Below are 12491 nucleotides of genomic sequence, written 5' to 3'. Positions count from 1 at the left end.
AAATACGATATCATGAATAGTTATATCAAAAATATATTCAAGTACCTGGCTTACTCATTGGTCATGGGTGCTTTGTTCAGTGCCTGTGCAGAAGTAGAGCCAAATTATGAAGTGCCTGATGACATGAAGCGCTTCAGACCTGTGAGAATTACGGGAGCAAATGGAGAGACTGCCGTGACATTGACATGGCCAGAGGCTCTCTTCACCGATCCAGGAGAAGTAAATTATAGAATTCAAGTATCAGAAGATTCCCTGTTTTCTAGTGTCGTATTAGAACGAGAAACTGTGGCAACTAGATTGGTTATCACTGATGATGACTTAGCAATCAATGTAGATTATTTCGCGAGAGTCAGAGCTTTGGGAATTACCTCTGCTACAGATTCCGAATGGCAAAGAACCATGCAACCATTCAGAATTACAGGGGAGCAGATTTTTCTTCCGACTTTCGATAATGAAATTGGATCATCTACTGTCCTTTTGAGATGGAGACCTACCGCTAATCCCACTCGAATTGTAGTTACGGATGCTTTAGAAAATGCTACGGAGTTTATTATCTCAGATGCAGAGCGAGCTGAGGCTCAGAAAATCCTCGAAGGATTGACCCCATTGATGCAGTACACAGCTGAGATCTTTGAAGGAACTAGAACCAAAGGAACTACTTCTTTTGTGATGAAAGAAGAAAGTATTTTTGACATCATCTTGACTCCGTCAAGTAATTTCAGAGAGATTGTAGAAGGTGCTGAGGATGGTGCTGTGATCGGGTTGGAACCTGGTACTTATGAAATCAGAGATAACTCTGGAGAGTGGGCTAACTTAAGAATTATTGGCAAAACGATTACGCTTCAGTCAGTTTCAGGTGACCCTACTGATACCAAGGTGCTTTTCAGAGAATTTACCTTCACTGAATCAGGAGCTGGCCTTACTGTCAATGGAATTACCTTCGATGGAGGGCCAGGAAGTGGCGCATATTTCCTGAATTTTGCTGGAGGTGCAGCTACCTTTACAGATATCATTGTTGACAATTGTATTGTAGAAAATGTGGGAACATCCTTTATGCGAGCCAATAGAGCAGGTAATAATGAGCACAAGATGAATTTAATCAAAGTGTCAAGTTCTATACTACGCAATCATAGCGTCGAAAACTACCATATCTTCCATTTGGATAAATTGGAATTTAGAGAGATCGAAATCACTAACTCTACTTTTGCCTCCATTGGAAGCAGAGGTTTCATCGGTTGGGCAACTAATTTGACTATGCCATTTACTCCAAAAGTAACAGTGGACAGGGTCACGCTCAATGGATTTGGATCTAGAAATAGAAATGACAATTTGCTAGATGCGAATAATAACCTGATTGAATTCGCCATGACCAATTCCATCATCACCAATATGCCTTATGAAGATCAGACTGTGGGTGGTAGATTGATCCGTGCCAATTCAGGTTCTCAGATCCTATTGAGCCATTCCAACCTATTCAATTTGACTACTGGTGGTACTGATCCAGCTGATGCTACCTTGCAGACTTATGTACAGACCTCTAATCTACTCAATGTGGATCTAGGCTGGAATTCAAGAACCACGAATCTGACTTTACCAGCCAATTCTCCATTGAGAACTGCAGGCACCACTGGTGGACCAATAGGTGACCCTAGGTGGGCATTTTAAATAGTTGTTTTGTTTGAATTACAAACCTCTAGGCTATGAGAGGACAGCATTCCTGTTTTTTCATAGCCTTATTTCTCTTAAAATGAAAAAATTACTATTACCCCTTTTCTTCTTTTTCATCTTTTTTTCGTGTTCGGAAAGAGGGGAAATTGAGCCTATTGAAGAGGAGCCTATCCAAGTCTTTGATCCAATCCAAGAAGAGGCTTTTGCATTTCCAGGGGCTGAGGGATTCGGAAATAAAACTACAGGAGGTAGGGGAGGAAGGGTGATCAAGGTAACCAACCTCAATGACAGTGGACCAGGCTCCTTGAGACAAGCCATCATTACTCCCGGGCCGAGAATTATCATATTTGAGGTGTCAGGTTATATAGAATTAGGAAGTCCTATTACCATCAGCAATGGCAATGTCACCATCGCGGGACAGACTGCCCCAGGAGATGGTATTACTTTGAAAAATCAATCCTTGATTGTAAATGCCGATAATGTCATCATTCGGTTTTTAAGATTCCGACTTGGAGACAAAGGCGGTGCTGAAGCAGATGCTATGGAAGGAAGGTACAAGAAAAATATCATCATCGACCACTGCTCCATGTCCTGGTCCACGGATGAGGCAGCTTCTTTTTATGGCAATGAAAACTTCACCATGCAATGGTGCATCCTTTCGGAAAGCCTGACCAATTCGATTCATGAAAAGGGTTTACATGGCTACGGCGGTATATGGGGAGGGAAAAATGCCAGCTTTCATCACAATCTCTTGGCACATCATGACAACCGTAATCCGAGATTTGACCATCCGGGAGTTTACAATAACAACAACAGGGCAGAGGATTTGAGAGGAGTGGTGGATTTTAGAAATAATGTCATCTACAATTGGGGAACTGATGCTTCTTATGGTGGTGAAGCAGGGACTTTCAATTTGGTGAACAACTATTATAAACCTGGTCCAGCAACTAAAAACAAAAACTTGTTCCTCAATGCATACAAACAAGCCTCTAATAGTGCCCCTATTTTCGGTTATGGGAAGTTTTATGTTGCGGGCAATGTATTTCATGGCAATTCCAATATCACCAATGACAATTGGCTCGGAGTCGTGGCAAAGCAAGGCACTGTGACAGATAAAAACAATCTAAAATTGGATAATCCATTACCATTTGGCAACTTGAGCTTCAATCACAATGCAGAGGAAGCGTTTGAAAAAATATTGGCTTATGGCGGAGCTAGCCATCACAGAGATGCAGTAGATATCAGGATCCTTGCAGATGTCAAGCAAGGTAACTACACTGCCGAAGGATCACGTGGTAGTACCAATGGCCTGATAGATAGTCAGGATGATGTAGGAGGCTGGCCGATGTTGTCAAGTCTACCTGCACCCTTGGACACAGATGGTGATGGCATACCCGATGATTGGGAAAAAGCCAATGGCTTAGATCCTAATAAGGATGATGCCAAAGAAAGAAATCTAAGTACAGCTTATGATAACATAGAAGTGTATATCAATAGCCTTGTCAAAGCAATCACAGAAAAACAGTATGGGAAGGATGAAGGGAATTAGTTATTAGTTGATTGAGTTAATTAGGTTAAAGGAGTGTTTGCTAAGGGTTGGAAGGTGCCTAAGAAGCAAAGAAAAAAGTAAAAATAGTTCTCGCCCAGAATCAGTGCATTTAGCAACATACCCAATCTACAATCTCTCCAACCCCTCAGGGGTAACCACCCAAAATCTAGTATCTCCCCGATCCCTCGGTGCTAAAATCTACAATCCAAACCTTATATATTAAGTCAATTGTCCAACCTCTATGAATCGCCACATCTTACTTTTAATATTGATTTTCATATCATCTGCATGTAAAGCACAGGTTCTGGAAAAGGACACTGCTGCGCTAGAGACTGAACAAGTTTTGTCTTTTCCAGGGGCAGATGGTTTTGGTAAATATACGACTGGAGGGCGTGGAGGAGCTGTGTATATAGTAACCTCCCTAGCAGATGATGGGCCAGGGTCATTGAGAGAGGCGATTAGAAAGCATGGCCCGCGAACAATTGTTTTTGCAGTAGCAGGAAATATTGAATTGAAATCTGAACTGGATATCAACAATGGAGACCTCACCATAGCCGGTCAATCAGCACCAGGTGATGGGATTACGCTACAAAACTATCCTCTCAAAATAAAAGCAGACAATGTCATTATTCGCTTTATCAGAAGTAGACTAGGAGACCTGTATGAAGTGGAAGATGATGCCATGAGTGCAATCAGGAATAAGAATATCATCATCGATCATTGCTCCTTAAGCTGGGCTACAGATGAATGTGGGTCATTTTATGACAATGAAAACTTCACCCTACAATGGTCGATTATTTCAGAAAGTCTTAACAAATCTGTACATGCCAAAGGAGATCATGGTTATGGCGGTATTTGGGGAGGGATGAAAGCTACTTTTCACCATAACTTGGTTTCTAATCACAATAGTCGCCTTCCTAGGTTCAATGGCTCAAGATACCATAAGCAGCCTGATTTGGAAATTGTAGATTTCAGAAACAATGTGATCTATAACTGGAAAAGCAACAGTTCTTATGCTGGAGAGCTCGGAATGCATAACATCGTAAATAATTATTACAAACCTGGGCCAGCTACTCAGTCTAATCAGACGAGGATCATTGAGCCTTATGAGCCGTTTGGTACCTTCTTTATTCAAGGAAATATAGTGGCTGGAAGCAAGGAAGTTTCAGCCGATAATTCACTAGGAGTTCATGGCGTATCAGCTGGCAAAGTTTTGGTCAAGAGACCTTATCCTAGTGTTTTGGAGTTTCAAGAAACCGCAAAGGAGGCATTTGAATCTGTATTGACTTTCGCTGGAGCAAGTCTGTCGAGAGATCAAGTCGATCAAAGGCTTACTCAAGAGGCAAGGACTGGAGAAAGTGAATTTGGAAGAAATAAAAATGGCATCATTGATTCTCAGACAGAAGTAGGAGCCTGGCCTATCTTGAATAAAGGTGAAAGCTTGGTAGATTCTGATCAAGACGGAATCCCAGATCTTTGGGAAGTAGAAAATGGTTTGGATCCAAGAGAGCCAGCGGATGCCAATGCCAATGACTTGCACCCAAAATACACCAATTTGGAAATATACCTCAATAGTCTAGTGAATCATTTATATCCAAAAGGAGTAATTTTAGGTAGGGATTAATTTTTGAAATATGCAATTTCTAAACTAGATGAACAGGATTTGTAATCTTATTCATACTGAACTATCTTCATTTTAAAATCTTAATTCATAAATCTAAAATTCTCATGCCAGCACTTGTAGTAGTAGAAGTAGAAATTCATGATCCTGAAATGTACGAGGAGTACAAAAAACTAAGTTTACCAGCAGTTGAGGCTTTTGGAGGTCGTTTTGTAGTCAGAGGAGCTCAGACAGAGTCCTTAGAAGGCGACTGGAACCCTCAGCGTTTTGTGGTTTTGGAGTTCCCTTCCGTAGCTAGAGCCAAAGAATGGTGGTCTTCAGAGCAATATACTATTGCCAAAAAAATCCGGCATCAAGCTTCCCATGGTAAGATGCTCGTGGTGGAGAGTGTATAGAAGTGCTTATCACTAGATAGGGCATGCTGAAAAATGCCAGCTGGAGAATAAATTCTTTAAATTTTGAAGAATACCTCGTTTATAAAGTGTTTTCTTTTAAGCAGGTGCAAGCTTATTCAATGATCTACCTTGACTTCCTTGTTCCTGAAAATTTCAAAACTCGAAATTTTCAAGCTAGTCTCAGGCATGCCATCTTCTTCATTTGGCTCATTCGAAGTATAGGTATACATCTTCATTCGCCCGCTTTGAACCTTGCATATCTGAGACTTTTTCAGCAAGCCCTATACAATGAAAATATGCCAAGTATCAAGACCTTCAATGCTTAACACTTGGCATTTTTTATAATCTACAATCTCCCCGATCCCTCGGGGCTACAATCTCCAGTTATTTCCTACAAAGACACCCCTCTTTTCCAAGGAATAAAATCATCTTGACCTAATTTTTGAGCTTTGGTTTTGACTTTACCGCTAGCTACTTGGATGATAAACTCTAGCATTTCTTCGCCCATTTCTGGGATTGTTTTTTCACCTGATATGATTCCACCTGTATCCACATCGATGATGTCGGGCATTCTTTCTGCGAGTTTGGTATTTGAAGAGACCTTGATAACAGGAGTCACGGGGTTTCCCGTCGGAGTGCCTAGTCCAGTGGTGAAAAGAATAATATTAGCTCCTGAGCCAGCCATTGCAGTAGTGCTCTCTACGTCATTACCTGGGGTGCAGAGTAGATTCAAACCTGGTTTGGTGACATATTCTCCATAATCCAATACATCTACTACGGGGGAATTGCCTCCCTTTTTGGCTGCACCAGATGACTTCATGGCATCAGTGATCAAACCATCTTTGATATTGCCAGGTGAAGGGTTCATATCAAAACCTGAGCCTACTGCTTCTGCTGATGCAGCATAAGCTACCATCAATTTGCTGAATCTTTTGGCAATGTCGTGATTCACACATCGATTGATCAATTCTTGCTCTACCCCACAGAGTTCTGGAAACTCTGAAAGTATAGTCTTGCCTCCCAATGCCACTAACAAATCTGAGACGTGACCTACTGCTGGATTGGCGGAAATACCAGAAAATCCATCAGACCCTCCACATTCTAGCCCTATGGTCAATTTGCTCAATGGTGCAGGTTTCCGCTCTTCCTGATCGACCTCAGCCATAGCAAGGAAGGTTTGCTTGATTGCTTGAGAAAGCAAATGTTGCTCAGTACCTTCTTTTTGCTGCTCTAGTAAGATCACAGGCTTTTCGAGATGAGGATTAATTTGATTAATTTTTTCTTGGAGAATGGCAGGCTGGGCATTTTGACAACCAAGACTCAACACCGTGGCTCCAGCTACATTAGGATTGTTGATGTATCCAGCAAGCAGGGCGCATAGCGTATCGGAATCTTGTCTGATGCCACCACAGCCACCTTGATGAGTCAGGAATTTGATACCATCTATATTTTTGAAAATTCGCTGCTCATTTTCAGCTAGAACTTCTTCTACTTGGAGACTGGAAATAGCAGCTTTATTTCCTGATTTGTACAAACTGGCCATTTGTTGCACAAGGCTTTTGAAAGGGTTAGGTTTGCTGAAACCAAGCTCTTCTACAAAGGCGTCTTTGATGACTTCCACATTTCTATTTTCACAGAAAACCAATGGAATCACTATCCAATAATTGGCAGTTCCTACTTGCCCATCTTTACGGTGGAAGCCATTGAAGGTGCGATTTGCAAACCTGCTAATATCAGGACTAATCCATCCTGTTGTCTCTGTTTTTTCACTGAAAGAATTGGCTTCATGATGCACATTTGTAGTTGTTAGGACTTCGCCTGCGTCAATATCACTGACTGCCTTGCCGACGATTGATCCATACATATAGACATAATTACCTTGAGCAATTGGGCTTATTGCAAACTTATGCTTGGCAGTAATTTGGTTTTTGAGCAGTATATCATTTCCTTTGAAATTGACAATGTTTCCCGCTTCCAAATCGGTCAAAGCTACCAACACATTGTCATCAGGATGAATTTGTAAAAACTTATGGTTCATTAATTTTTTTGTTTATATTGCGCAATCGATTGCACAATTTATGCAAAAGAAAAGGAAAAAAAAATTCTATCGTAGTAATTTAACTCCCAGAAATAAAAAATAATGAAAAAGAAGGTTATTACCCTTGGGGAAGTGATGATGCGATTGAGCACAGTCGGTCATGAGCGTTTTCTTCAAGCCGATCAGTTCAATATTGTATATGGTGGTGCCGAAGCAAATGTGGCTGTTTCTTTGGCTCAATGGGGGTTGGATACTTACCATGTTACAGCTTTTCCTGACCACGATTTAAGCAGGGCCGCTATCCAATACTTGAGACAAGTAGGAGTCAAGACAGATTACGTTTATCAATCCGAGGGAAGGCTTGGGCTTTATTTTCTAGAAAATGGAGCCATGCAACGTGCTTCAAAAATCATCTATGATCGATTTGATTCCGCCTTTGCCAAATTTGATGCTAGTCAAGTAGATTGGGATAGTGTATTTGACGGAGCGGATTGGTTTCATTGGACAGGAATCACGCCTGCCCTTTCTCAAAGTGCGGCTGATATGACTTTGGCAGCTTTGAAAGTAGCTTCTTCCAAGGGACTTATGATCAGTGGAGATATCAATTACAGAAGAAATCTCTGGCAATATGGTAAAGGACCTCTTGAAGTTATGCCTGAATTGATTAGGTATACATCGATCATTGTTGCTGGTTTGGCCGACTTTGAAAATTGTATGGATATTCAAGCGGATGATTATGAACAAGCTTGCATTCAAGCCAAAAAGGATTTTCCTCAGATCAAATACATTACCACTACTGAACGAGATTCAATATCTGCTTCTGAAAATGGACTAAGTGGCCTTCTCTGGAATGGGCAAGTCCTACTTTCCTCCAAAAAATATCAAATGACCCATATCGTAGATAGAGTGGGAGGAGGAGATGCATACATGGCAGGTTTGATTTATGGCTTGCTTCACCTATCTGATCAAGATGCTTTAGAATTTGGAGTAGCTGCATCAGTGCTGAAGCATAGCATTCTGGGTGACGCCAACCTTGTCAGCCTTGAAGAAGTCAAATCTTTGGTCAGAGGAGAGCATGTTGGCAAACTCCTAAGGTAAGGAGGGGGGAAATAAGAAGGATGAAGGAAGAAATAGAAAGGATGAATCACTAATAGTCATCAAATCAAAAAAATCCCTTCGTGTCTTCGTGCCTTTGTGGCCATTAAAAAAAGGTGAAAATTCTATGCCCGTAGAGACGAAAAGATTCTCTAAGTAATATCATGATCTTTCTAACAGTCTAATTTCCAAATTCGTCAATCGGGATGAAATCTTATAATCTTTCAATCTAAAATCTCCCCGATCCCTCGGGGCTAAAATCTGAAATCTACAAACCAATGACCCACCACAACAAAATTCTTCAAAGCATGTCAGACACTGGAATGATTCCAGTATTCAATCATAAGGATATTGAAGTTGCTAAATCAGTATTGAGGGCTGCTTATGAAGCAGGAATTAGAGTTTTTGAATTTACCAACCGCGAATCCAATGCCTTCGAGGTTTTTAAAGCACTTAAAATCTACAGTGAGCAATTTGAAGGTTTGTACTTGGGTATAGGTACTATATTTTCTGTTGCAGATGCTCAAAATTTCATTCATGCTGGTGCTGATTTTATTGTTTCCCCTGCTCTAATCCCTGAAGTAGCACATTTTTGTAATATGAAAGGACTACTTTGGGTCCCAGGTTGTGCTACAGTGACCGAGGTTTTTCAAGCCAAATCTTTAGGAGCAAAGCTGATTAAGGCTTTCCCTGGGAATCTCCTTGGTTCAGGATTTATCAAAGCAGTAAAATCTATCATGCCTGATGTACGCATCATGCCGACAGGAGGAGTAGAACCTTCGCAAGAGAATCTATCAGAATGGTTCGCATCCGGCGTATTCTGTGTAGGGATGGGTTCTCAGCTTTTTGACAAAGAAGTCATTAAGACGGGACAGTATGAGATACTTCAGGAGAAAATTAATACTACCTTGACATTGATCAAACAAATCAGATCTTAAGACCACAAACCCAAAATACATCGCAAATGAAAATGAGAATTTGCTATCTTATTGCTATTGCTTTCTTTTTTCTCTCTGCTTGTAAAGGGCCTGGAGGTGTACGCGTGATCAAGCTTGGTCATGGACTAGGCGTCACTCACCCAGTACACGAAGCCATGGTTTTTATGGCTAAGCGACTTGAAGAGAAGTCCAAAGGAGAGATGATTATCAAAATTTACCCCAATCAGCAACTCGGTTCTGAAAGAGAGCTGGTAGAATTGCTCCAAATCGGCAGCTTGGGAATGACCAAAGTTTCTTCCGCAGTGATGGAAAGTTTTGCGCCTAAATTGCAAGTGTTGAGCATGCCTTACCTTTTCAAAGATGATGCACACCGTGACCTAATTCTGAAAGGTCCTATAGGTCAGCAACTTCTACTAGATGGAGAGGACTTTTGGCTGAGAGGGCTTTGCTACTATGATGCGGGTAAACGTAGTTTTTACACCAAAAATAAGCCCGTAGACTCTCCTGAAGACTTGAAGGGGCTGAAAATTAGGGTGATGGAAAGTAATACAGCCATCAATATGGTGAAGAACTTTGGTGGATCTCCTACACCGGTATCTTATGGAGAATTATATACAGCATTGCAACAAGGAATCGTAGACGGAGCTGAGAATAACCCACCTAGTTTATTTACATCTCGGCATTACGAGGTGTGTAAGTATTATTCTATCAACGAGCATACTGCCATCCCTGACATCTTGATCATCAGTACCAAAGTATGGAACCTGCTCTCTGATCAAGAAAAGCAATGGCTCCAAGAAGCAGCAGATGAATCTGCGGAATTTCAATATAAAATTTGGGCAGAATCAGTGGAAGAATCTCTAGCTGAAATGGAAAAAGCTGGTGTGACCATCGTGTATCCTGAGCTCGAGGGCTTCAGGTTAGCAGTAGAAAGCATGTACGAGGAGTTGAATGTGACTCAGCCAGAACTAGCAGCAGTAGTAGCCCAAATTCGAAACAACCAATAAACCTGAAAATAGAATTTTAGCATGTTTAGTGAAAAAATGAAAAATCAAATTGACAAGGTAATCGCTACCTCTTTGGTCTTCTTAATGGGACTGATGGTTGTGAATGTAACTTGGCAAGTACTTTCAAGATATATTTTCCAGAGCCCCAGCTCATTTACAGATGAACTTTCTCGATATATGTTGATATGGCTAGGGATGCTTGGGGCAGCCTATGTCGCTGGTCAGAATCAACACTTGGCTATTGATATAGTTCTGAGAAAATTGGAAGGCTTAGCTAAGATCAGGCTACAGATTATGATCAATGTGCTGGTCATCATTTTTGCTGTCATTGCTATGGTGCTCGGAGGGAGCAATTTGGTATATATCACCTACATGCTGGGCCAAAAATCAGCAACCTTACAGATTCCCTTGGCCTATGTGTATGGTATCATTCCTTTTTCCGGCCTATTGGTGATCTATTATCAGCTGAGCTTTACTTTTTTATTGATCAAGAACCCCAAAGTAGCATAAGATGGAGTATATCAGCATTATCATACTCGTATTGACATTTATCACTTTGATGGGGATAGGTGTTCCAGTTGCTTGGAGTTTGGGGTTGTCAAGCTTATTGACCTTGATGGTCTCGGTGGCATTTATACCCTCAGCGACCACTATTGCTCAGAGGATGGGGACAGGATTGGATAGTTTTTCTCTCTTAGCGATTCCATTTTTTGTATTAGCTGGTGAGATCATGAATAGGGGCGGTATCGCCAATAGGCTTATCGAATTGGCAAAAGCAATCACAGGTAGACTTCCTGGAGGTTTGTTGTATGTGAATGTCATTGCAGCGATGCTATTCGGAGCGATTGCTGGATCAGCTGCTGCGGCAGCTTCTGCTATAGGGGGGATATTGGGCAAAAGAATGGAAAAAGAAGGCTACCCCAAAGAACTCGGTGCAGCTGTCAATGTCACTTCATCTACCACAGGTCTGATTATTCCGCCTTCTAATATCTTGATCGTCTATTCACTGGCGTCTGGAGGGGTATCTATTGCAGCCTTGTTTGTAGCAGGTTATGTTCCTGGGATATTTATAGGTCTCTTATTGATGCTGACGGCAGCCATATTTATCAAAAGAAAAAACCTACCAGGAGGTACAAAGACCAGTGTCAAAGAATTGACAGCAAAGTTTTTTAGAGCATTTCCAAGTTTGATGCTTTTGGTGGTCGTGATGGGAGGTATAGTAGGAGGGGTATTTACCGCTACTGAGGCATCTGCCATTGCGGTGATTTATACGCTGGGTTTATCATTTTTTTACAGAGAGTTGAAGTGGAAGGAACTACCTGCGATTTTGCTCAAGTCTTCTGAGACCACTGCCATTGTGATGTTGCTGATTGCTACTTCCATGAGTATGTCTTGGGTGTTGTCTAGCGAAGATATACCACAATCCATTTCATCGGCTCTATTGTCAGTCAGTGACAATATTTGGGTGATTCTGTTATTGATCAACTTACTCTTATTATTTGTGGGGATTTTCATGGATATGACTCCGGCCGTACTGATTTTTACGCCGATATTTCTGCCAATAGTCACTGCTCTTGGGGTAGATCCTGTACATTTTGGGATCATTATGATTTTGAATCTGTGTATAGGTCTTTGTACACCTCCTGTGGGTTCGGTGTTGTTTATTGGTGTAGGTGTCGCTCAGACGAGTATTGAAAAAGTTGTCAAACCTTTGCTTCCTTTCTTTGTTGCAATGATTATAGGATTGATCATCATCACCACTTGGCCTGGGTTGACACTTTGGCTCCCAAGGCTATTTGGTCTCTGATATAAGACGTTGATTTAATGGTTAATAAATGAAGTAAGAGGCTGACCTGTGGTTAGCCTTTTTTTGTTTTATTTTCAAACTGGTTTTCCACAAAGAAAGTGTATTTATCATTATATGAGTATTCGCAATGACAGCAGTAATTCAATAAAACGAAAGGATCAAGTGGATAATCTTCTATTGACGACGGTCGACAAGAGCTGAATTTAAGGCGTGTGCGTGATAAAATATGGTTACTGGTGCGAAAGCGCACATACAAATATCATGAATACTTGAAAGCGGTTTCTTAATGGATTGTTTTCTAATGAGTTACTTGTTTTTTATGATGCTGTGAGAGTTGAAAATCCCCATCTACTTTCAAATTTTAAACTTTTTG

10 protein-coding genes are annotated in these 12491 nt (G+C 41.1%); 9 read left to right on the top strand and 1 reads right to left on the bottom strand.

Features of this window, described 5'->3' with window-relative positions; translation table 11 throughout:
- Window positions 1-12: 12 nt before the first annotated feature.
- From BW935_RS09840 to BW935_RS09825, 4 genes are all read left to right on the top strand, one after another.
- The gene (locus BW935_RS09840) at window positions 13-1665 is read left to right on the top strand and encodes a DUF4957 domain-containing protein (protein WP_076501043.1); all 1653 of its coding nucleotides are present in this window, start codon (window positions 13-15) and stop codon (window positions 1663-1665) included.
- A gap of 82 nt (window positions 1666-1747) precedes the next feature.
- Window positions 1748-3217 carry a pectate lyase gene (locus tag BW935_RS09835; protein WP_076501040.1) on the top strand — a complete coding sequence of 490 codons (1470 nt, stop codon included), beginning with the start codon at window positions 1748-1750 and terminating at the stop codon, window positions 3215-3217.
- Window positions 3218-3458: 241 nt separating this feature from the next.
- A complete protein-coding gene (locus BW935_RS09830) occupies window positions 3459-4841 on the top strand; it encodes a pectate lyase family protein (RefSeq protein ID WP_076501039.1) in 1383 nt (460 codons plus the stop codon).
- Window positions 4842-4945: 104 nt separating this feature from the next.
- Window positions 4946-5233: a DUF1330 domain-containing protein gene (locus BW935_RS09825; RefSeq protein ID WP_076501037.1), complete on the top strand. Its 288-nt coding sequence runs from the start codon at window positions 4946-4948 to the stop codon at window positions 5231-5233.
- A 391-nt stretch (window positions 5234-5624) separates the two neighbouring features.
- On the opposite strand, the gene BW935_RS09815 is transcribed toward BW935_RS09825, so the two are convergent.
- The gene (locus tag BW935_RS09815) at window positions 5625-7271 is read right to left on the bottom strand and encodes a UxaA family hydrolase (protein ID WP_076501035.1); all 1647 of its coding nucleotides are present in this window, start codon (window positions 7269-7271) and stop codon (window positions 5625-5627) included.
- A 102-nt stretch (window positions 7272-7373) separates the two neighbouring features.
- Between BW935_RS09815 and BW935_RS09810 the strand changes: the two genes are divergently transcribed.
- The 5 genes from BW935_RS09810 (at window position 7374) to BW935_RS09790 (ending at window position 12118) form a co-directional block, all read left to right on the top strand.
- On the top strand, window positions 7374-8369 hold the full coding sequence (locus BW935_RS09810; RefSeq protein ID WP_076501033.1) for a sugar kinase: 996 nt from the start codon (window positions 7374-7376) through the stop codon (window positions 8367-8369).
- A gap of 305 nt (window positions 8370-8674) precedes the next feature.
- Window positions 8675-9304, top strand: a complete 630-nt coding sequence (locus BW935_RS09805; protein ID WP_245802680.1) for a beta/alpha barrel domain-containing protein — start codon at window positions 8675-8677, stop codon at window positions 9302-9304.
- A 26-nt stretch (window positions 9305-9330) separates the two neighbouring features.
- A complete protein-coding gene (locus BW935_RS09800; RefSeq protein ID WP_076501028.1) occupies window positions 9331-10311 on the top strand; it encodes a TRAP transporter substrate-binding protein in 981 nt (326 codons plus the stop codon).
- A 36-nt stretch (window positions 10312-10347) separates the two neighbouring features.
- The gene (locus BW935_RS09795) at window positions 10348-10821 is read left to right on the top strand and encodes a TRAP transporter small permease (RefSeq protein ID WP_245802679.1); all 474 of its coding nucleotides are present in this window, start codon (window positions 10348-10350) and stop codon (window positions 10819-10821) included.
- Window position 10822: 1 nt separating this feature from the next.
- Window positions 10823-12118, top strand: a complete 1296-nt coding sequence (locus tag BW935_RS09790; RefSeq protein ID WP_076501024.1) for a TRAP transporter large permease — start codon at window positions 10823-10825, stop codon at window positions 12116-12118.
- Window positions 12119-12491 lie beyond the last annotated feature (373 nt).

It is taken from the genome of Belliella pelovolcani, from assembly GCF_900156785.1.
Taxonomy (GTDB): Bacteria; Bacteroidota; Bacteroidia; order Cytophagales; family Cyclobacteriaceae; genus Belliella; species Belliella pelovolcani.
This window is presented reverse-complemented; position numbering and strand designations above follow the sequence as displayed.